This is a genomic window from Streptomyces sp. NPDC057253 (assembly GCF_042669125.1).
Taxonomy (GTDB): domain Bacteria; phylum Actinomycetota; class Actinomycetes; order Streptomycetales; family Streptomycetaceae; genus Streptomyces.
The window spans coordinates 152,102-172,389 of the sequence record NZ_JBHUXV010000004.1; the positions used below are offsets into that span (position 1 = coordinate 152,102).

17 protein-coding genes are annotated in these 20,288 nt (G+C 72.0%); 8 read left to right on the forward strand and 9 right to left on the reverse strand.

From position 1 onward, the window contains the following. Nucleotides 1-11 precede the first annotated feature (11 nt). A complete protein-coding gene (locus ACFULQ_RS03785; protein ID WP_383537653.1) occupies nt 12-887 on the reverse strand; it encodes an NAD-dependent protein deacetylase in 876 nt (291 codons plus the stop codon). A gap of 241 nt (nt 888-1,128) precedes the next feature. Then, nucleotides 1,129-1,776 carry an HAD family hydrolase gene (locus ACFULQ_RS03790; RefSeq protein WP_383537656.1) on the reverse strand — a complete coding sequence of 216 codons (648 nt, stop codon included), beginning with the start codon at nt 1,774-1,776 and terminating at the stop codon, nt 1,129-1,131. Nucleotides 1,777-1,974: 198 nt separating this feature from the next. On the opposite strand from ACFULQ_RS03790, the gene ACFULQ_RS03795 reads away from it, so the two are divergent. Further along, nucleotides 1,975-6,150 carry a beta-galactosidase gene (locus ACFULQ_RS03795; RefSeq protein ID WP_383537659.1) on the forward strand — a complete coding sequence of 1,392 codons (4,176 nt, stop codon included), beginning with the start codon at nt 1,975-1,977 and terminating at the stop codon, nt 6,148-6,150. 61 nt (nt 6,151-6,211) lie between these two features. Here ACFULQ_RS03795 and ACFULQ_RS03800 read toward each other — a convergent pair whose 3' ends face one another. From ACFULQ_RS03800 to paaI, 4 genes are all read right to left on the reverse strand, one after another. Next, entirely contained in the window at nt 6,212-6,730 is a 519-nt protein-coding gene (locus ACFULQ_RS03800) for a GIY-YIG nuclease family protein (protein ID WP_383537662.1), read from the reverse strand. Between the two features lie 172 nt (nt 6,731-6,902). Then, complete coding sequence (rph, locus tag ACFULQ_RS03805) at nt 6,903-9,596, reverse strand: rifamycin-inactivating phosphotransferase (protein WP_383537665.1); 2,694 nt, start codon at nt 9,594-9,596, stop codon at nt 6,903-6,905. A 203-nt stretch (nt 9,597-9,799) separates the two neighbouring features. Beyond that, complete coding sequence (paaK, locus tag ACFULQ_RS03810; protein ID WP_383537668.1) at nt 9,800-11,146, reverse strand: phenylacetate--CoA ligase PaaK; 1,347 nt, start codon at nt 11,144-11,146, stop codon at nt 9,800-9,802. Then, complete coding sequence (gene paaI / locus ACFULQ_RS03815; RefSeq protein WP_383537730.1) at nt 11,143-11,532, reverse strand: hydroxyphenylacetyl-CoA thioesterase PaaI; 390 nt, start codon at nt 11,530-11,532, stop codon at nt 11,143-11,145. The genes paaK and paaI overlap by 4 nt, the downstream gene beginning before the upstream one ends. A 271-nt stretch (nt 11,533-11,803) precedes the next feature. Between paaI and ACFULQ_RS03820 the strand changes: the two genes are divergently transcribed. The 7 genes from ACFULQ_RS03820 (at nt 11,804) to ACFULQ_RS03850 (ending at nt 18,124) form a co-directional block, all read left to right on the forward strand. Further along, complete coding sequence (locus ACFULQ_RS03820; protein ID WP_383537670.1) at nt 11,804-13,027, forward strand: thiolase family protein; 1,224 nt, start codon at nt 11,804-11,806, stop codon at nt 13,025-13,027. A gap of 124 nt (nt 13,028-13,151) precedes the next feature. Further along, complete coding sequence (gene paaA, locus ACFULQ_RS03825; RefSeq protein WP_383537673.1) at nt 13,152-14,174, forward strand: 1,2-phenylacetyl-CoA epoxidase subunit PaaA; 1,023 nt, start codon at nt 13,152-13,154, stop codon at nt 14,172-14,174. Then, entirely contained in the window at nt 14,171-14,473 is a 303-nt protein-coding gene (gene paaB, locus ACFULQ_RS03830; protein ID WP_383537676.1) for a 1,2-phenylacetyl-CoA epoxidase subunit PaaB, read from the forward strand. The genes paaA and paaB overlap by 4 nt, the downstream gene beginning before the upstream one ends. A gap of 20 nt (nt 14,474-14,493) precedes the next feature. Next, nucleotides 14,494-15,324: a 1,2-phenylacetyl-CoA epoxidase subunit PaaC gene (paaC, locus tag ACFULQ_RS03835; protein WP_383537679.1), complete on the forward strand. Its 831-nt coding sequence runs from the start codon at nt 14,494-14,496 to the stop codon at nt 15,322-15,324. Next, entirely contained in the window at nt 15,318-15,851 is a 534-nt protein-coding gene (gene paaD / locus ACFULQ_RS03840) for a 1,2-phenylacetyl-CoA epoxidase subunit PaaD (protein WP_383537681.1), read from the forward strand. Before paaC ends, paaD begins: the two co-directional genes overlap by 7 nt. Further along, nucleotides 15,851-16,954, forward strand: coding sequence for a 1,2-phenylacetyl-CoA epoxidase subunit PaaE (gene paaE, locus ACFULQ_RS03845; protein ID WP_383537684.1), 1,104 nt, complete (start codon nt 15,851-15,853; stop codon nt 16,952-16,954). Before paaD ends, paaE begins: the two co-directional genes overlap by 1 nt. A gap of 105 nt (nt 16,955-17,059) precedes the next feature. Further along, nucleotides 17,060-18,124, forward strand: coding sequence for a YihY/virulence factor BrkB family protein (locus ACFULQ_RS03850; protein WP_383537687.1), 1,065 nt, complete (start codon nt 17,060-17,062; stop codon nt 18,122-18,124). Between the two features lie 310 nt (nt 18,125-18,434). On the opposite strand, the gene ACFULQ_RS03855 is transcribed toward ACFULQ_RS03850, so the two are convergent. From ACFULQ_RS03855 to ACFULQ_RS03865, 3 genes are all read right to left on the reverse strand, one after another. Next, nucleotides 18,435-18,827: a VOC family protein gene (locus ACFULQ_RS03855; protein WP_383537690.1), complete on the reverse strand. Its 393-nt coding sequence runs from the start codon at nt 18,825-18,827 to the stop codon at nt 18,435-18,437. Between the two features lie 113 nt (nt 18,828-18,940). Next, nucleotides 18,941-19,870, reverse strand: coding sequence for a M56 family metallopeptidase (locus tag ACFULQ_RS03860; protein WP_383537693.1), 930 nt, complete (start codon nt 19,868-19,870; stop codon nt 18,941-18,943). Continuing rightward, a complete protein-coding gene (locus ACFULQ_RS03865; protein WP_383537696.1) occupies nt 19,867-20,238 on the reverse strand; it encodes a BlaI/MecI/CopY family transcriptional regulator in 372 nt (123 codons plus the stop codon). Before ACFULQ_RS03865 ends, ACFULQ_RS03860 begins: the two co-directional genes overlap by 4 nt. Nucleotides 20,239-20,288 lie beyond the last annotated feature (50 nt).

The following is a 20,288-nucleotide window of genomic DNA, read 5'->3' on the forward strand; positions in this document are numbered from 1 at the left end:
GCGCGGTCGGGTCAGAGGTTCAGCCGGTCCGCGACCGAGGACAGGGCCGTGCCCAACGGGAGGCCGACGCGGGTGCGGGCGAGCGCGTCACCGCGGGTGGGGTCCCGGTTGACGATGAGGACCGGCTTGTCCGCCTGGGCCGCCTGGCGGACGAAGCGGAGCCCGGACATCACCGTGAGCGAGGAGCCGAGGACCAGCAGCGATGCCGCCTCGCGGACCAACCGGCGGCAGTGCTCGATCCGCTGCAAGGGCACCGACTCGCCGAAGAAGACGACGTCGGGCTTGAGGATGCCACCGCAGTCCGTGCAGGGCAGGACCCGGAAGCCGGCGACCTGTTCGTCGGAGAGGTCGGCGTCACCGTCCGGGTTGATCGTCGCGGCCACCGGCGCGAATCCCGCGTTGGCCGCTTCCAGCCGTACGGCGAGGTCATGACGCGGGGTCATGGCGTCACAGGCGAGGCAGCGGACCCGTGCCAGGCTCCCGTGCAGCTCCACGACATCGTCGCTGCCGGCGGCCTGATGCAGACCGTCGACGTTCTGGGTGATCACGCCCGAGAGCAGACCGTGCCGGGCGAACGCGGCGACGGCCCGGTGCCCGGCGTTGGGACGGGCGCGGCCGAAGGTACGCCACCCCAGATGGCTGCGCGCCCAGTATCTTCGCCGCGCCTGCGCGGAGCCGGTGAAGTCCTGGTACGTCATCGGCGTGTGGCGGCTCAGGCTTCCGCCCTCGCCCCGGTAGGCCGGGATGCCCGACTCCGTCGAGATGCCCGCCCCGGTGAGCACCAGCACACCGCCGGCGCTCAGCGCGTCGATCACGGGCCGCAGATCGGTGGTTCCCGGCGGCAGGTCGGAGGGCGGGGTCCAGTGGAGCGTGGGACGCGTGCGCATGCGTGCCAGGGTACGGAACCGGGGGCGGGAAGCGGTGCGGAGGCGGGGGAGTGACGCGGAGGCCGGGGAGCGGTGCGGAGGCCGGGGTGCGGGAGGCGGTGCCGAGTACGGGGAGCGGTGAGGAGGGCCGGGGAGCGGGAGGCGGTGCCGAGGCCGGGGAGTGGTGAGGAGGGCCGGGAAGCGGTGCCGAGAGCCGGGAAGCGGTGCCGAGGCCCGGGGCGCTGCGGTGAGGCCCGGGGCGCTACGCCGAGTCCTCCTCCAGCAGATAGTCGATCGCGGCGACGACGTCCGGGACCGTGTGGTGGGGCGTGAGCAGTCCCTCGGGCCAGGGCCGGCCGGTGACCCAGATGGTGCGCAGTCCCGCCTCGTGGCCGCCGACGATGTCGGTCTCGGGATTGTCGCCGGTCATCCAGTCGCCCGGGCTTAGCTGTGTCCCGCAGCGCGCGGCGGCCAGTTCGAACAGACGCGGGTCCGGTTTGCGGATGTCGATGTCCCCGGAGGCCGCGATCCCGTCGATCAGGTCGGAGAGCCCGGTGGCCTGGATCTTGGCCCGCTGGATGTCGCTGGCGCCGTTCGTGGCGACACCGATGCTCCAGCCCGCCCCCTTGAGACGTTCCAGGCTGCTGAGGACGGCGGGCCGGCAGTGCACCGAGGACGCCATGCGGTCGATGTAGACCCGCCAGAGATGGTCGGCGCTCTCCTTGACGGGGAAGGCGGCGCGCAGCCGGTCGAAGTCGCCGCGCTCGGCGTGGTCGGCCAGCTCGGTCAGCAGCCACCGCTCGATCTCCGGACCGTAGCCGTGGTCGCCGCTCAGGCTGGCGACGGCATCGGCGAAGGCGCCGCTGCGGTCGACCAGGGTGCCGTCCAGATCGAAGATCGCGAGTCTCACGCTGTCGGACCCTACTTGCCGGGCCGGGCATCCGGTACGGGTCTGCCTCGGGGGGTGGTGAGTTCACCGGGGGATGCCGGGGGACGGACAAGGTCCTTGTCTCGTTCCGACCCATTGTGTTGAGCCAACTGCCCCCCTACTGTTCGACTTTGCCTGAGTCTGTTCGATGCTGATTGCTCAGGCTCTGAGGAGGCCGCAGTGCGGGGTAATCGGAACGATCCGGAGACTGCGAGACCCGGCCGCCGCGGGTGGTGGCGGACCGTCCTCGCGACGGCCGCGACCCTCGCCCTGGCGACGGGCATGATCGCGCCGGCCGCGGCACAGGAGGCGGACGGACCGCCACCGGCCGCCGCACCGGCCGCCGACTCGACGGCACACACGGTGAGTTACGACGGCTACTCGTTCCTCGTCGACGGCAAGCGGACCTACCTCTGGTCCGGCGAGTTCCACTCCTTCCGGCTCCCGAGCCCCGACCTGTGGCGCGACATCTTCCAGAAGATGAAGGCCGCCGGCTTCAACTCCACGTCCCTGTACTTCGACTGGGGCTACCACTCGCCCAAGCCGGGCGTCTACGACTTCGGCGGCGTCCGTGACGTCGACAAGCTCCTCGACATGGCCGAGGAGGCCGGGCTCTACGTCATCGCGCGCCCCGCGCCCTACATCAACGCCGAGGTCGACAGCGGCGGTCTGCCCGGCTGGCTGACCACCAAGGCCGAGAACAACCGCAGCGACGACCCGCGCTTCCTCGCGTACGCCGACGAGTGGCTGACGCGGATCGACCGGATCATCGCCCGGCACCAACTCACCAACGGCACCGGCTCGGTGATCGCCTATCAGGTCGAGAACGAGTACTACAACGGCTCCGCGGCCGCCCGCTCCTACATGCGGCACCTGGAGGACAAGGCCCGCGCCGACGGCATCACCGTGCCGCTCACCGGCAACAACAACGGCACCTTCAACTCCGGTGACGGCGCCCTCGACGTGGACGGCCCGGACTCCTACCCGCAGGGCTTCGACTGCTCCAACCCCACGAAGTGGAACGGCGTCCCCGACATCAGCTACGACCACCCGGCCGGAAAGCCCCTGTACTCCCCGGAGTTCCAGGGCGGCGCCTTCGACCCCTGGGGCGGCCCCGGCTACGACAAGTGCGCCCAGCTGATCAACGACCGGTTCGCCAACGTCTTCTACAAGCAGAACATCGCCGTCGGCGCGACCGCGCAGAGCTTCTACATGACCTACGGCGGCACCAACTGGGGCTGGCTGAGCATGCCCCAGAACTACACCTCGTACGACTACGGAGCCGCGATCCGTGAGACCCGTCAGCTCGACCCGAAGTACGACGAGGACAAGCTGATCGGCTACTTCACCCAGGCGGTGGCCCCGCTCACCAAGACCGACGCGATCCGGGCCACACCCCCGGACGACTCCGCGGTCGTCGACACCGCCCGGATGAACCCCGACACCAGGACGCAGTTCCATGTGCTGCGGCACGGCAACTCCACGTCCACGGCCGTCGACCGGACGCACATCTCGCTGGACTTCAACGCCCAGCCGGCCGGTGACACCACCTACACCTGGGACGACCCCGACTCCGCGCTCCAGTACGCCGGTTCGTGGTCGCACGTGCACGACACGAGCTACACCGGCGGCGACTACAAGCACACCGAGTCGTTCTCCAACAAGGCCGGTGACTCGCTCACCGTGCCCTTCGACGGCACCGCCGTCCGCTGGATCGGCTCCAAGACCGACAACCACGGCAACGCCGACGTCTACCTCGACGGCACCAAGGTCGCCACGGTCGACGACTCCGGCAGCGAGAACCAGGCGGTCATCTTCCAGAAGACCGGCCTTGCGCCCGGCGCGCACACCCTGAAGATCGTCGTCACCGGCACCCACGGCTCGGGCTCCACCGACAACTACGTCGCGATCGACGCCATCGACGTGCCGACCGGTACCGCCGCCGAGCAGCCGACCTACCCGGTCGTGCCCCAGCAGCCCGGCACCGCGATCACCCTCGACGGCCGCGACTCCCACGTCATTGTGGCCAACTACCGTCTCGGAGAGGCCCAGTTGCAGTACTCGACCTCCGAGCTCATGACCGACGCGACCATCGGCGACCGGGACGTCGCGGTCCTGTACGGCGACGCGGACAGCGACGGCGAGACGGTCCTGCGGTACGCCTCCGAGCCCACGGTGACCGCCACCGGCGGCACGGTCGCGACCACCTGGGACGCCACCACCGGTGACCTGCGCCTGAACTACACCCACAAGGGCCTGATCCGCATCAGCGTCACCGGCGCCGGACAGCGCCCGCTGCTGCTCCTGGTGGGAGACAAGGCCACGGCGAAGACCTTCTGGCGTCAGGACACCGCGACCGGCCCGGTCCTGGTGCGCGGCACGCACCTGCTGCGGACGGCGACGAGCCTCGACAGCGGCCGTACCGTGGCGCTCACGGGCGACAACGCCGACGACAGGAACATCGAGGTGTTCACCTCCGCGGCCCGCGTCACCTGGAACGGCCGGACGGTGAAGACGCGGGCCACCGACACCCCCGGCCTGACCGGACAGATCCCGACGGCGGCCGCGATCCACCTGCCGGCGCTCACCGGCTGGAAGCACGCCGAGGAATCCCCCGAAGCGGCCCCCGGCTTCGACGACACCAGCTGGCAGGTGGCCGACAAGACGACCACCAACAGCGTCTCCGGCATCAACAAACTGCCCGTCCTCTACGCCGACGACTACGGATTCCACACCGGCAACACCTGGTACCGCGGCCGCTTCCACGCGAGCGGCAAGGAGACCGGCATCCACCTGGTGTCCGACTCCGGCGGAGGCGCGCAGGCGTTCTCGGCCTGGCTCAACGGCACCTTCCTGGGCAGCTCCACCACGGGCGGCGCCGACTTCACCTTCCCGGCCGGCTCGGTCAACTCCGAGGGCGACAACGTCCTTTCGGTGCTCACCGTGAACATGGGCCACGAGGAGGACTACAACTCCACCAACGGCAACAAGACCGCGCGCGGCCTGACCAGCGCCTCCCTCGTCGGAGCCCCGCTGACCTCCGTCACCTGGCGCCTGCAGGGCGTCCGCGGCGGCGAGGACCTCCAGGACACGGTCCGCGGTCCGCTCTCCACGGGCGGCCTGTACGGCGAGCGGGCCGGCTGGTCCCTGCCGGGCTACCCGGACGCCCAGTGGAGCCGGGTCTCCCTGCCGACGACCGACACCCGCCCCGGCGTCTCCTGGTACCGCACCGACGTCCGCCTGGACCTCCCGCGCGGCCAGGACACCTCACTGGGCCTGACGTTCACCGACGACCCGTCACGCAAGTACCGGGCCACGATCTTCGTCAACGGCTGGCAGGTCGGCAATTACGTCAACTACCTAGGCCCACAGCACACGTTCCCCGTCCCCAACGGCATCCTGAACCCCAACGGCCGCAACAGCATCGCCATCGCGGTGTGGAACCTGGACGGCAGCACCGGCGGCCTCGGCAAGGTCTCCCTCACCAACTACGGCAGCTACGCCTCGTCCCTGCGGGTCGCACAGAACGACAGCCCGCGCTACGACGCCCGCACGTACGCGATGCCCAAGCCTCCCGGAGCCCGCGTCACCCTGTCCGTACCCGACACCGCCCAGCCGGGAGCGGCCTTCACCGCGAGCACGACCGTGACGGTCCCGAAGAACGGCCGCCCGGCGTCCGACCTGACAGCCGCACTCTCCGCCCCCGACGGCTGGAGCGTCAGCGCCACCGGCCCGACCTCCCTCAAGCGCCTGCGACCCGGCGCCTCGGCCGGCTTCACCTGGAAGGTCCAGCCACCGACCGGGGACCTGCCCTCCGCCTCGGCCCTGACCACCACCGTGCACTACGTGCAGAACGGGCGGCAGGCCTCGGGCGCCGACGAACGCGTCATCGGCGGCATCCCCCCGGCTCCACCGGCCGGGAACAGTGCGGTGAGCGACCTGCCCTTCCTGTCCTCCACCAACGGATGGGGTCCGGTGGAACGGGACAGCAGCGTCGGCGAGCAGGCCGCCGGGGACGGCCGCCCGATCAGCATCGCGGGCGTGACCTACCCCAAGGGCCTCGGCACCAACTCGCTCAGCGACGTCCAGCTCTATCTCGCCGGAAACTGCACGCGGTTGACGGCGAACGTGGGCGTCGACGACGAGACCGGCGGGGCGGGAACGGTGACGTTCTCCGTGGTCGCCGACGGCAGGACCCTGGTCACCACGCCGACGATCCGCGGCGGACAGGCCGCCGTGCCGATCGACGTCGACGTCAGCGGCGCGCAGGTGGTCGACCTCCAAGTCGGCGACGCCGGCGACGGCAACGGCAACGACCACGGCGACTGGGGGACACCGACCCTGACCTGCGGCTGACGGCCGTAGCCAGGAACAGGCCCCGAGGGCCGACCGCGCAGCCGGCCGGCCCTCGTCGGCGTCAGCGCCCGGACGCACCCCGGCTCCGGGCAGCGGGGCGCTGTGCGGCCTCGGCCACGGCGATCTCCTCGGTCAGCTTCGCGATCGCGCTCTTCGCCGAGGCGATGCCCCGCACGATGAGCCGCAGATGCGTCGTGGACTCCGGTACGGCCGCCTCGAACTCCTCCAGCCGCTGCTGATGCACGGACAGCCGGGCCCTGAGCCGGGCGACCGGGTCGGGCGGCGGGGGAGGGGCCGTCCCGTTGAAGACCACGTTGTACAGGGGACGTTCGGCCTGGACGGTCTCGCGCTCGGCGGCCTCCGCGTGGTCGGGGTACTCGATACGGACGGCGATGACGCGGGGCCCCCAGGGCTGCCGGCGCAGATGGGTGCGGATACGGGTGAGCGGGCTGGTGGTGATGCCGACGTACAGCAGCCCTTCGATGCCGTAGAGCCGGTACAGGGCGGTGCGGCCCGCTGTGTGCAGGCTGCCTTCCTCGTCGAACAGACCGCGCAGGAACTGGGTGTCGACGTCCTTCACGGCACCGCCCCCTCGACTGGGCGCCCACGGCGATTGACCCGACCGGCGCCACCCGGCGCCCGCCACGCGCCGCCCGTCCACCGACCACGCTCTCACGGGGGTCTGACACCGCGTCGGGCCGACCGCTCCGGGACGCGAGGTCCCGTGAGCCGCCGGCCCGCTGCCCGGCCGGTCAGGCCAGGATCTCGACGTACCCGTCGGTGCCGTGCACGCGGATCCGTTGCCCGTCCCGGATCAGCCGGGTCGCCCCCTCGACGCCCACCACCGCGGGCAGGCCGTACTCGCGGGCGATGACCGCGCCGTGGGTCATCAGGCCGCCCACCTCCGTCACCAGGCCCGCGATGCCGACGAAGAGCGGTGACCAGCTGGGGTCCGTGAAGGCCGTGACCAGGATGTCGCCGGCTTCGAGATCGGCGTCGGCCATGTCGAGGACGACACGGGCCCGCCCCTCGACCGTCCCGGCGGACACCGCCAGTCCGACGAGGGAGCCGTCCGGCACGTCGTCGCGCCGGTACGCCCCGCTGACGGCCTCGCCGTCCGAGGTGAGGACCCGGGGCGGGGTGAGCGCCTGGTACGCCCGGAACGCCTCCTTGCGCTCCTGGACGAGCCGGTGGTCCAGCTCGTTCGACCGTACGACGTCCCGGAACTCCTCGAAGGTGAGGTAGAAGCAGTCGTCCCGCTCGGCGAGCACACCGGCCCGCACGAGCCGCTCGGCCTCCGCCAGCAGCGCCTGCTTGTAGACGAAGTAGCGGCTGATGATGCCGTACTTCGGATACTCCCGGTACCCGATGAAGGTGCGGACCCGGTCGATCATCCGCTTTGTCTCGTCGGCCTTGTGCGCCCCGTCCGGCAGGGCCCGCAGCCGGGACAGCACCTCCTGTTCCTTCCGCTCGGCCTTCAGCCGGCCTTCCTCGAACCGCCGCCGGGCGGCGCCCGGTTCGAAGTTCCTGACGTTGTCGAGGATCACGGGCACGAGGGTGGTGGGACGCTCACGCCACCGCGGCCGCGTGATGTCGATCTCGCCGACGCACCGCATGCCGTACCGGTCGAGATAGGCCTCGATGGCCTGGCGCGCCTCGGCGCCGCCCGCGAGCTTCGGCAGCTCGTCCAGGAAGCCCTCGTCCTCGACGCCCTGGAGGAACTCGACCACCTCCGGACGTGCCCGGACCACGTCGGCGACGTCGAGCAGCGCCAGGCCCATCTCCGAGGTGATGTTGTCGGGGGCGGACAGGGTGAGCGTGTCCGCCGCGTTCTTCTCGCCCAGCCACTCGTGCAGCTTGTCGTTGAGCCACCAGGTGGCTTCCATCCCCGCCATGATCACCGGCAGGTTCAGCGGGTCGGTGAGGACCCGCTTGTGCTCCCCGAAGGCCTCCCGCAGGAAGTCGAACAGCTCCGGTCCGGCCTTCGTGCGGATGTCGCGCTCCAGGGCGGCGAGAGAGGCCTCGTTGCGCTCGATCAGGCCGGTCACGATGGCCGGATCGGTCGCGATCGGCGCGGGCGCGGGCGCGGGCGGAGGAGCGGAAGCCGCCGCAGGGGCGGAAGCAGCCGCACGCGCGGAAGCAGCGGCAGGGGCGGAAGCGGCCGCCGGCGCGGATGCGGTGCGGGTCGGCGGTCCGCCGGGGCCCGTCTCCGGGAGCGGCAGCACGAAGTCGTCGCGGTCGAGGACGGTCTCCAGCGCATCCCTGACCAGCGGGTCGCCCTTGCCCATCAGGTCCAGGAGGGCGGCGCGGCTCGCGGGCGAGGCAAGGCGCCGGGTGACGTCGACGAACAGCCTTCCGCCCGCCTCGGCCATCGGCACCATGGCCGTGTGCCGCCACACGGACAGCCCCAGCGGCTTCATGGCGTCGGTCATCATCTGCTGATGGCCCACGGAGACATAGATGTGACGGTCTTCGTCGTCACGGGCCGGGACCGGGAACAGCGTGGTGATCGGCCGGCTCTGCACGATGTGGAAGCCGTCGTCGACCAGGCACCACTCGATGTCCTGCGGGCTGCCGAAGTGCGCCTCGATCAGCCGCCCCAGCCGCACGAGCTCGACCGCCTGAGCATCCGTCAGCGCGGGTTGCTTCTGGCGCTCCGCCTCGACGGCCGTCTCCTGGGTGCCGCCGTCCGGCAGCGCGAGCACGGCACGCTGTTTGGCGGCGATCGTCCTGGAGACGACCTCACCGTCGCGCACGGTGAGGACATCGGGGTTCACCAGACCGGAGACCAGCGCTTCGCCGAGGCCGAAGCCGGCGTCCACGGTGGCCACCCTCCGGTTGCCCGTGACGGGGTCGGCCGTGAAGAGGATGCCGGACGCGTGCGGGAAGACCATCCGCTGCACGACCACCGCCATGTGGACCGTACGGTGGTCGATGCCGCCCCGCTGACGGTAGGTCACCGCCCGCTCGGTGAACAGGGAAGCCCAGCACCGGCGGACGTGCCGCAGGACCTCCGCCGGCCCGACGACGTTCAGGTAGGTGTCCTGCTGGCCGGCGAAGGAGGCCGTCGGCAGGTCCTCCGCGGTCGCGCTGGAGCGGACGGCGTAGGCCTCCTGCTCGCCGAGCCGGGCGAGCGCGCCGGTGATCGCGGCGGCGATGTCCTCCGGGACGGCGATCTCCTCGACGGTCCGGCGGATCCGCGCGCTGAGCGTGCGGATCGCCTCCCGGTCGTCCGGGGTGGCACGCGCCAGCTCTTCGAGCTGGGCCTCGACCGAGGGTTCCCGCGCCATGATCCGCCGGAAGGCGTCCGTGGTCACACAGAAGCCGGCCGGCACGCGCACGCCCTCGATCCGCGACAGCTCGCCCAGGTGCGCGCCCTTGCCTCCCACCAGGGCGACCTGACTGCGGTCGATCTCCTGGAGAGCGGACACATACCGCTCGCTCATCGTGTTCCCCCCGAGACAGTCGTGTTCCGTTGCGTTGACACACGCACGTCGGCGCCCTCATTTCCGCAGGTGGTGGGCTCGGCCGAAGATTCTGCGCCGTACCCCGGGCCTTGCCGCAAGCCCCCCTGTGCGCTATAACTTGAGACAGGCAAGGAGATCGCTCTCCTTGCCTTCGTCGTTTTCTGCCGGGGTTTCTGCGGCGCTCACGCCGTGCGGAGGTCCCTGACCCGGCGCAGTTTGCCGAGGGAGCGCTCCAGGGTGTCGGGATCGACGATCGTGACGGCCACGGTGACACCCACGCCGTCCTTGACGCCCTGAGCGATCGAACGCGCGGCGGCCTCACGCCGGCCGTCGGGCGTGCCGGGGCGGGCCTCGACCCGTACCGTCATGTGGTCCATGCGGTCACGCCGGGACAGTTCGATCTGGAAGTGCGGGGCGACCCCGGGGGTGCGCAGCACGATCTCCTCGATCTGGCTCGGGAAGACGTTCACCCCACGCAGGATGATCATGTCGTCGCAGCGGCCGGTGATCTTCTCGATACGGCGGAACGCGGGCCGTGCGGTGCCGGGCAGCAGCCGGGTCAGGTCACGGGTGCGGTAACGGATGATCGGCAGCGCCTCCTTGGTGAGCGAGGTGAAGACCAGCTCGCCCTCCTCGCCCTCGGGCAGGCTCTCGCCGGTGATCGGGTCGACGACCTCGGGGTAGAAGTGGTCCTCCCACACGTGCAGTCCGTCCTTGGTCTCCACGCACTCCTGGGCGACACCGGGACCGATCACCTCGGACAGGCCGTATATGTCGACGGCGTGGATGTCCATGCGCTCCTCGATCTCGCGGCGCATCTCCTCCGTCCACGGCTCGGCACCGAAGACTCCCACCTTCAGGGAGCTGGTGCGCGGGTCGACGCCCTGCCGCTCGAACTCGTCGAGCAGGGTGAGCATGTAGGACGGCGTGACCATGATGATCTCGGGCCGGAAGTCCTGGATGATCTGCACCTGGCGCGCGGTCATCCCGCCCGACGCGGGAATCACCGTGCACCCCGCCCGCTCGGCGCCGTAGTGGGCGCCGAGGCCGCCGGTGAACAGGCCGTAGCCGTAGGAGATGTGCACCTTGTGGCCGGGACGGCCGCCGGCGGCGCGGTTCGAACGGGCCACCATGTCCGCCCACATGGACAGGTCGTTCTCGGTGTAACCGACCACGGTGGGGCGGCCGGTGGTGCCGCTGGAGGCGTGGACGCGGCGGACCTGGTCCATGGGGACGGCGAACATGCCGAACGGATAGGTGTCGCGCAGATCGGCCTTGGTGGTGAACGGGAAGCGGGCCAGGTCCTCCAGGGTCCGGCAGTCCTCGGGGGTGACGCCGGCCTCGTCGAGCTTCTTGCGGTACAGCTCGACGTGGTCGTAGGCGTGCCGCAGGGTCGTGCGCAGCCGGCTCAGCTGAAGGGCGCGCAGCTCCTCGCGGGACAGGCGCTCTCCGTCGTCGAGCAGGCCGTCGGGAAGCGGCTCCCCGCGGCGGGCGGGGGCCGTCGCCGGGGTCTCGCGCTCGCTGGTCATGGCTGCGACTCCTTGCTCCTCGTACCGATGCTGCGGCTGCGCCCGCGGAACTCCGCGACCACCTCGTCGCCGCGCAGCACGCTCACGTCGTATATGCCGCTCCGGCCGTAGCGGGTGCGTTGCACGGCGGTGGCCGTCAGGACGTCGCCCTCGTGGGCGGAGGTGACGAAGTCGATGTCGGCCCCGGCCGCGACGGTCACCGGCCCGTGGCTGTTGCAGGCGCACGCGAAGGCGCTGTCGGCCAGCAGGAAGAGCAGGCCGCCGTGGGCGATGCCGTGCCCGTTCACCATGGCCGCCGTCACGGTCATCCGGAGCACGGCGGTCCCCGGGCCGTGCTCCAGGAGCTCGATGCCCAGGGCCCGGGACGCCTGGTCCCCGGCGAACATCGACGCGACGGGGTCCGACGTCGCGTCAGCGGCTCGTGTCACCGTGTGCACCACCTTGTGGCCCGACCGAACATTCGGTTAGCGTGCGGCACGGCCAAGTAATCCAGTCGGACCCCTGCCTGTCAAGAGGTGGACCCCATGCCGCACGAGGCACGGTTTTCCGCGTGGTTCCCCCGCGCGGGCGAGGCGTTCGCCCGGGTGGGGGTGCCGACGAGCTCGCGGTCCCGCTGGACCGGAAGGCGCCCCGCCGCAGCCGTAGAGGAGTCCGCCCATGCCTGACGAGGTCTATCTGATCGACGGCGCCCGCACCCCGCAGGGCCGCTACGGCGGCGCCCTGGCCGGCATCCGTCCCGACGACCTGGCCGCCCTCGTCGTGGGAGAGGCGCTGCGGCGCTCCGGGGCTCCCGCCGAGGCCCTGGACGAGGTGATCCTGGGCGCCGCCAACCAGGCCGGGGAGGACAACCGGGACGTGGCCCGCATGGCCGTGCTGCTGGCCGGACTCCCGCACACCGTGCCCGGTCACACCGTCAACCGGCTCTGCGCCTCGGGCCTGACGGCGGTCGCCTCCGCCGCCCAGGCGATCCGCGCCGGTGAGGCGGACCTGGTCGTGGCCGGAGGAGTGGAGTCGATGACCAGGGCCCCCTGGGTGATGGCGAAGCCCGGCACGCCCTGGGCCAAGCCGGGGGAGGTGCACGACACCTCGCTGGGCTGGCGCTTCACCAACCCGCGCTTCACCGCCGCCGACCGCGCCGTGCCCGCGGACGCCGGGCCCGAGGCGGTGAAGATGACCCTGTCGATGGGGGAGACCGCCGAGGAGGTCGCCGCGCTCGACGGCATCAGCCGCGCCGACTCCGACGCCTTCGCCCTGCGCAGCCACCAACGGGCCCTCACGGCCCAGGCGGCGGGGCACTTCGACCGGGAGCTCGTGCCGGTCCCCGTGAAGGACGGCGAGGTCACCCGGGACGAGGGGCCGCGCCCCGGCACCACGCTGGAGAAGCTGGGCACACTGCGCACCGTCTTCCGTGAGGGCGGCATCGTGACCGCCGGCTCCTCCTCCCCGCTGTCCGACGGGGCGGCGGCGCTGGTGGTGGCGAGCGCGGCGGCCGTGGAGCGGTACGGGCTCACCCCGCGCGCCCGGGTCGTCACCTCCGCCTCGGCCGGTGTGCAGCCGAACCTCATGGGCCTCGGGCCGGTCCCCGCCACCGAGAAGGTCCTCGCCCGGGCCGGATGGCAGGCCGCGGACCTGGGTGCGATCGAGCTGAACGAGGCGTTCGCCGCACAGGCACTCGCCGTCGTGCGCCGCCTCAAGCTCGACGAGGACAAGGTCAACGCCGACGGCGGGGCCATCGCGCTGGGCCATCCCCTGGGCTGCTCGGGCGCCCGCATCCTGCTCACCCTGCTGGGCCGGCTGGAACGGGAGGACGCCCGCCGAGGTCTCGCCACCCTGTGCGTCGGCGTCGGCCAGGGCGTCGCGATGCTGGTGGAGCGAGTCTGAGCGGGCCGTGTCGCCGAGCGTCCGCGCTGGTGGGCGGCCTTGTGCGAAGGTCGCCGGAGGCACTGGTAGCCCAGCGGAAAGCATCGTACAATTGGCCGAACGAACGGTCGGTTGGGGAGAGTCCATGACAGACGCACAGTCCGGTCCCGCGGGGCCCGCCGAACCGGAGCTCCAGAGGCACTTCGACGCGACGATCGCCCGCGACCAGCGCGTCGAACCGCGCGACTGGATGCCCGACGGCTACCGCAGCACGCTGATCCGGCAGATCGCGCAGCACGCGCACTCGGAGATCATCGGCATGCAGCCCGAGGGCGAGTGGATCACCCGCGCGCCCTCGCTGCGCCGCAAGGCGATCCTGTTCGCGAAGGTCCAGGACGAGGCCGGTCACGGCCTGTACCTCTACTCGGCCGCCGAGACCCTCGGCGCCGACCGCGCGGACCTCACCGAGCGGCTGATCGAGGGCCGGCAGAAGTACTCGTCGATCTTCAACTACCCGACCCCGACCTTCGCCGACGTCGGAGTGATCGGCTGGTTCGTCGACGGCGCGGCCATCTGCAACCAGGTGCCGCTGTGCCGCAGTTCCTACGGCCCCTACGCGCGCGCGATGGTGCGGATCTGCAAGGAGGAGTCCTTCCACCAGCGGCAGGGCTACGAACTGCTGATGACCATGATGCGCGGCACCGACGCCCAGCGGGAGATGGTCCAGGACGCGGTGAACCGCTGGTGGTGGCCGTCCCTCATGATGTTCGGCCCGCCGGACGACAACTCCCCCAACTCGGCGGCCTCCATGGCGTGGAAGATCAAGCGGCACAGCAACGACGAACTGCGGCAGCGCTTCGTCGACATGACCGTGCCGCAGGCCGAGAAGCTCGGCGTGACCCTGCCCGACCCGGAGCTGCGGTGGAACGAGGAGCGCGGCCGGCACGACTTCGGCACCCCCGACTGGGACGAGCTGATGCGGGTCATCAAGGGCGGCGGACCGTGCAACGCGCAGCGCGTCGAGCGGCGCCGCAGCGCCCACGAGGACGGCGCCTGGGTTCGGCAGGCGGCCGCGGCACACGCGGCGAAACAGAAGGCACGCGCGGGCGGGCAGCAGGTGCTCGCGACCGGGCGGCAGGCGGGCGCGCACCAGGGAGCGACGGTATGAGCGACGAGCAGGAGACCAGGGCGAGCTGGCCGCTGTACGAGATCTTCGTGCGCGGCAAGCGCGGGCTGAACCACGTCCATGTGGGCTCGCTGCACGCGGCCGACGACCGCATGGCCCTCACCCACGCCCGCGACCTGTACACGCGGCGCAACGAGGGAGTGAGCATCTGGGCCGTGCGCTCGGAACACATCGCGGCCTCCACCCGCGACGAGAAGGACCCCTTCTTCGAGCCCAGCGCCGACAAGGTCTACCGCCACCCCACCTTCTACGACATCCCCGACGACGTCCCGCACATCTAGTCCCGCATCGAGGAACAGGCATGAGTGACGACCACGTCTACATGACCCTCGCCGAGGGACACGACGACAGCGACGCCCGCTGGGCCTTCGGCACCGGCTTCGAGGACCCCCTGCACGGCGTGGACACCACCGTCCCGGCCGGCGTCGACCGGGACGACCTCGCCACGCGCTGCCTCGCGCTCGGCGACGACGCCCTCGTCTCGGCGCAGCGGCTCGGCGAGTGGACCACCCGGGCACCCGAGCTGGAGGAGGAGGTGGCCCTCGCCAACATCGGCCTCGACCTCCTCGGCCAGGCCCGCCTGCTGTACGCCCGCTGCGGCCAGGCCGACGGCACCGGCCGGGGCGAGGACGCCTACGCCTACTTCCGCGACGCGGACGACTTCCGCAACGTACGCCTGGCCGAACTGCCCAACGGGGACTTCGCGTTCAGCGTCGTACGGCTGCTGGTGCTGTCCAGCTGGCGCCTCGCGCACTTCGAGCGGCTGACCCGGGATCCCGACCCGGTGCTCTCCGCCGTCGCCGCCAAGGGCGTGAAGGAGCTGGCCTACCACCGGCAGTGGGCCGCCGAATGGGCCGTACGGCTCGGTGACGGCACCGAGGAGTCGCACCGCCGTACCCAGGCCGCTCTCGGTCAAGTCGCCCCCTACCTGGGCGAGTTGTTCTCGGCGTACGACGTGCGGGACGAGGTGGTCGCCGTCCTCGGCCAGGTGGCGGAGGCCTCCGGACTGAGCATGCCCGCCTGGCAGCCCCTGCCCGGGCGGGGCCGCGACGGGCGCCACACCGAGCATCTCGCGCCGCTGCTGGCCGAGTTGCAGTCCGTGGCCCGGGCCCACCCGGGGGCGACATGGTGACCGCCTCGACCGCCTCGACCGCCTTGACCGACGCGGGGCGCGCCAGGCAGATCGCCTCGACGGTCCCGGACCCCGAACTGCCCATGCTCACCCTGGCCGACCTCGGAGTGCTGCGCGAGGTCGAGGTCGGGGCGGACGGGACGGTCGTCGCGACCCTCACCCCGACCTACTCCGGCTGCCCGGCGATGGCCGAGATGCGCGCCGCGATGGCCGCCCGGCTGACGGACGCCGGCCACGCGCGCGTGGAGATCCGCACCCGGCTCGACCCGCCCTGGACCACCGACTGGATCACCCCCGACGGGCGCCGCAAGCTCGCCGAGCACGGCATCGCCCCACCCGGCCCCGCGCCCCGGCCCGCACCCGGCCCGGTGCCGCTGGTGCTCTCCCCGACCCGGCACGAGGTGGCCTGCCCGCGCTGCGGCTCGGCGGACACCGAGGAGACCTCCCGGTTCGGCGCCACCTCCTGCAAGGCACTGTGGCGCTGCCGCGCCTGCCGCGAGCCGTTCGAGTACGTCAAGGAGATCTGATGGAGGACCTGTTGAGCCCCGCCCCGGTCCGGGCTCCGCGCCGCCGGCCCGCGTTCCACGCGCTGCGGGTGGCCGAGGTGCGGCGGCTCTGCGAGGACGCGGCCACCGTCGCCTTCGAGATCCCCGACGAACTGTCCGAGGAGTTCGCCTTCGCCCCCGGGCAGTCGCTCACCCTGCGCCGCCAGGTCGACGGACGGGACGAGCGACGGTCGTACTCCATCTGCGCCCCGGCCGGCACCCCGCCCCGCATCGGCGTGCGGGAGGTGCCCGGCGGCCTGTTCTCCTCCTGGCTGGTGCGCGAGCTCGCCCCCGGGGAAGTCGTCGAGGTGATGGCACCGACCGGCGCCTTCACCCCCGACCTCGCGACCCCCGGCCACCACGTCCTGATCGCGGCCGGCTCCGGCATCACCCCCATGCTGTCCATCGCCGAATCGGTGCTCGCCGCCGACGACCGCTCCCAGGTCACCCTCTTCTACGGCAACCGCCGCACCGACTCGGTGATGTTCGCCGACGAACTCGCCGACCTGAAGGACCTCCACCCCACCCGCTTCCAGCTCGCCCACGTCCTCTCCCGCGAGCCCCGCGAGGCCGAGGTGCTCTCCGGCCGGCTGGACGCCGAGCGGCTCGCCGCGCTCCTCGACGCGCTGGTGGACGTCGGCTCGGCCGACCACTGGTGGCTGTGCGGCCCGCACGGCATGGTCCGCGACGCCCTGCGCGTGCTCTCCGACCTCGAGGTCCCCGCCGACCGGATCCACCAGGAGCTCTTCTACGCCGACGACGAGCCGGTGCGCGAGGTGCGCCACGAGGACGCCGCCGCGGAGGGGCCCGTCAGCCAGGTCACCATCACCCTCGACGGCCGCTCCACCACCGGCGCCCTCTCCCGCGCCCGCACCATCCTGGACGGCGCCCAGAAGACCCGCCCCGACCTGCCCTTCGCCTGCAAGGGCGGAGTCTGCGGCACCTGCCGCGCCCTGGTCACCGAGGGCGAGGCGGAGATGCGCCGCAACTACGCCCTGGAACCGGCCGAGGTCGACGCCGGCTATGTCCTGACCTGCCAGTCGTTCCCGGCGTCCGAGACGCTGACGGTGGATTACGACAGCTGAGGGGGGCATGGGCGCGGCCGGCGGAGGTTGCGGCGCCCGGCGCCGGGGGCCTGGGGGTTCACTGCTGGGTGGCGTAGGCCGAGGCATCGCGGTTACCCGGTGCGCATGGCGAGGTTGCATCTTCCAGGACACAAGGCGCAGCACGGCGAGGACGAAGTCGAGGCCCGCGAGGCTCCGGCGCCCGAGGAGGCCGGGCCGGGGCCCGAGGTGGAGCGCGAGGCGCCGGACACACCGACGCGGCTGCCGAAGCACGCGTGGGGCGGAGTGTTCAAAGGAGCCGTGCGCGAGTTCAAGGACGACGAACTGACCGACCGCGCGGCCGCCCTCACTTACTACGGCGTGCTGTCCCTGTTCCCGGCCCTGCTGGTCCTGGTGTCCCTGCTGGGACTGACCGGCAAGTCGGCCACCGACAAGGTGCTCGACAACCTCAAGCAGCTCACCCCGGGCTCGGCCCGCGACATCATCACCCGAGCCGTCGAACAGCTCCAGGGCAACGCCGGCACCGGCTCCATCATGGCGATCGTGGGCCTGGTGCTGGCGATCTGGTCCGCCTCCGGCTACATCGCGGCGTTCATCCGCTCCGCGAACAGGGTGTACGACATGCCCGAGGGACGCCCGGTCTGGAAGATCCTGCCCCTGCGGGTCGCGCTCACCGTCGTGCTGATGGTCCTCGCTGTCGTCAGCGCCCTGATCGTGGTCTTCACCGGCGGCATCGCCCGCCAGGCCGGCACCGCCCTCGGCATCGGGGACACGGCACTGACGGTGTGGTCGATCGCCAAGTGGCCGGTCCTCGTCGTCCTGGTCACCCTCATGATCGCCATCCTGTACTGGGCCGCTCCCAACGCCAAGGTCAAGGGCTTCCGGTGGATCACCCCGGGCAGCCTCCTGGCCCTGCTCATCTGGATGATCGCCTCGGCGGGCTTCGCGTTCTACGTGGCGAACTTCGCCTCGTACAACAAGACCTACGGCACCATGGCCGGCGTCATCGTCTTCCTGGTGTGGCTGTGGATCAGCAACCTGGCCATCCTGCTCGGGCTGGAGTTCGACGCCGAGAGCGTCCGGCAGCGGGCGATCGTCGGCGGTCTGCCGCCGGACAAGGAGCCGTACACGGAACCGCGCGACACACGCGCGTGGAGCGAGGAGGACGTGCGACGGCTGGAGGAGTCCTGAGCCAGCTGGGCCGTTGAGGGGCAGCGAGCGACGGGTGGTGCTGGTCGCGCGGTGAGGGCCGCCGACCGGCACCACCTGCGGGCGGGCCGCGGGCGGTGAGGGCCACCGACCCGCGGCTGTGCCTCAGGCCGCCGGGGTCTCAGCGGTGGCGATGAGGACCGCGCGGCCGAGGGTGTGGCCGGCCAGTGCCAGAAGCCGTAGCCGGTCGGCGCGTCCGGGTCGTAGACCGTCACGGCGTCGCTCTTGGTGCTCTCGAAGCCCCCGCTCCACACGCGAGAACGCCTGACGCTCCGCACCCCCCGTTGGTCCGTCAGGCGCCCGGTCGGGCGCGCACGAAGAGGCAGAAGGGGTGGCCCACCGGATCGAGCAGCACGCGTACGTCGTCCTGGGGCTGGAAGTCCGCCAAGGTCGCGCCGAGGGCAAGGGCGTGGTCGACGGCCGACGGCAGGTCGTCCACCTCGATGTCCAGATGCATCATCATCTGCTGCCCGGCACCGGTGGCGGGCCACTGCGGACGGGTGAACATCGGCTCCGTCTGGAACGACAACCCGGCACCGCCGCCCGGCGGTTCGATCTCGACCCAGCCCGGTTCCTCCTTCCGGACCGGCCACCCCAGCAGTCCCCGGTAGAACCGGGCGAGCTCATGGGCGTCCGGCGCGTCGAGGGTGGTCGCGGCCAGAGTGAAACGCGGCGAGGGCTCCATGAAGTGCGGATGCCCGGTCGGTCCGCGAACCTGTCACCCGCGCGCTGGACACCGCCACCGGCTCCGTGCGTCAAGCACGAACTGAACCCCGTCGGCCGGCCCCTGGGTTCGGCTCAGCCGCCCGTCTCGCCCTGGGCGATCTCGATGTCCTCGTGGACGCGGACCGCCCCGGTGGCCGCGGTGGCGCAGGAGAGGGCGGCGCACGCGGCCAGCAGCGCGGCGATCCACGGCACGGCGCGGCGCGTGGGCCGCGCGGGAGCCATGAGAGCGGCGACACGCTGGGGCACCGGACCCGTGGTCGCGGCAGGTGTGACCGTCGGCCGCGGGACTTGCCGGCCGCTCGTGGCCAGTGCCGCGCGGGCGATCGCGCGCGCGGTGAGGCGCCGGTCGCCCACGGAACCGGCCGCGGCCTCGTCGGCGGCCCGTTCCACGGCGAGCCGGATGGCTTCCCGTACCGGGCGCAGGGCCGGATGGCAGTGGGCGGTGAGCTCGGCCACGGCCAGGAAGTAGTGGTGGCCACCGGCGTTGTGAGCGCGCTCGTGGGCGAAGAGCGCCTCGCGCTCACCGGCGTCGAGGCTGCGCAGCATGGCGGTGGTGACGACGATGCGGTGCGGGCGTCCGGGCAGGGCGTAGGCGTCGGGACGCGGGGAGTCGATGACACACAGGTCGCCCGCGGCGGGCTGCCGGCCTGCTGCGGCCCGGGCGGTGCGCAGGCCCGCGGCCTGACGTACGAGGGACAGACCCAGGGCGAGGACGGCCAGGGTCAGCAGGCCGGCCGCGAGCGCTGCGAGCGGCAGCACCACCTGCTCCGAGGGGGTGTGCAGGGGGTGGACCAGCTCGCCCAGCGCGGCGAAGGCCGGGATCCTGAGCAGACCGGTCAGGGCGAGGGTGCCCAGCGCCGCGACGCTGCCGCCCGCGAGGAGGACGGCCGAGACGGTGAGGGCCCACAGGGCGGCGACGGGAGAACAGCGGGCGGGGACCCGGCGGGCCAGTGCGGGGGCGGCCCAGGGCAGGAGCAGGGAGACCACCAGCAGCGTGATCATCGGGGTCCGTCCTCCAGCAGCTGACGCAGGACCTGTTCGTCATCGGGGCTGAGCCGGTCGACGAAACGGGCCAGCACGGTCGCCCGATCGCTGTCGCGGTCGAGTTCGCCGTGCATGCGCAGGGCGGTCAGGCCGTGCGGGTCCTCCACGGGGCGATAGGCGAAGCCGCGCCCCTGGCGCTCCCGTGCGAGGGTCCCCTTCTCGTGCAGCCGGGACAGGATCGTCGTCACCGTGGTGCGGGCCAGGTCGGAGGCGAGCTCCGCCTGGACCTGGGCCGGGGTGAGCGGTGTGTCCGCTGCCCACAGGGCGGCCAGGACGGCAGCCTCCAGCTCACCCGCCGGCCGCCGTTCGTCCCTCGCCTCGCTCATGGGAACATTCCTCACTCCACGATCGTCTACAGTGTCGTAGACCGTCTACA

Excerpts from the sequence above, each read along its gene's own strand:
- ACFULQ_RS03785 (WP_383537653.1), bottom strand. The coding sequence starts at position 887 with ATGCGCACGCGTCCCACGCTCCACTGGACCCCGCCCTCCGACCTGCCG.
- rph (WP_383537665.1), bottom strand. The coding sequence starts at position 9,596 with ATGAGCGAGCGGTATGTGTCCGCTCTCCAGGAGATCGACCGCAGTCAG.
- paaK (WP_383537668.1), bottom strand. The coding sequence starts at position 11,146 with ATGACCAGCGAGCGCGAGACCCCGGCGACGGCCCCCGCCCGCCGCGGG.
- paaI (WP_383537730.1), bottom strand. The coding sequence starts at position 11,532 with ATGTTCGCCGGGGACCAGGCGTCCCGGGCCCTGGGCATCGAGCTCCTG.
- ACFULQ_RS03820 (WP_383537670.1), top strand. The coding sequence starts at position 11,804 with ATGCCTGACGAGGTCTATCTGATCGACGGCGCCCGCACCCCGCAGGGC.
- paaA (WP_383537673.1), top strand. The coding sequence starts at position 13,152 with ATGACAGACGCACAGTCCGGTCCCGCGGGGCCCGCCGAACCGGAGCTC.
- paaB (WP_383537676.1), top strand. The coding sequence starts at position 14,171 with ATGAGCGACGAGCAGGAGACCAGGGCGAGCTGGCCGCTGTACGAGATC.
- paaC (WP_383537679.1), top strand. The coding sequence starts at position 14,494 with ATGAGTGACGACCACGTCTACATGACCCTCGCCGAGGGACACGACGAC.
- paaD (WP_383537681.1), top strand. The coding sequence starts at position 15,318 with ATGGTGACCGCCTCGACCGCCTCGACCGCCTTGACCGACGCGGGGCGC.
- paaE (WP_383537684.1), top strand. The coding sequence starts at position 15,851 with ATGGAGGACCTGTTGAGCCCCGCCCCGGTCCGGGCTCCGCGCCGCCGG.
- ACFULQ_RS03850 (WP_383537687.1), top strand. The coding sequence starts at position 17,060 with ATGGCGAGGTTGCATCTTCCAGGACACAAGGCGCAGCACGGCGAGGAC.
- ACFULQ_RS03855 (WP_383537690.1), bottom strand. The coding sequence starts at position 18,827 with ATGGAGCCCTCGCCGCGTTTCACTCTGGCCGCGACCACCCTCGACGCG.
- ACFULQ_RS03860 (WP_383537693.1), bottom strand. The coding sequence starts at position 19,870 with ATGATCACGCTGCTGGTGGTCTCCCTGCTCCTGCCCTGGGCCGCCCCC.
- ACFULQ_RS03865 (WP_383537696.1), bottom strand. The coding sequence starts at position 20,238 with ATGAGCGAGGCGAGGGACGAACGGCGGCCGGCGGGTGAGCTGGAGGCT.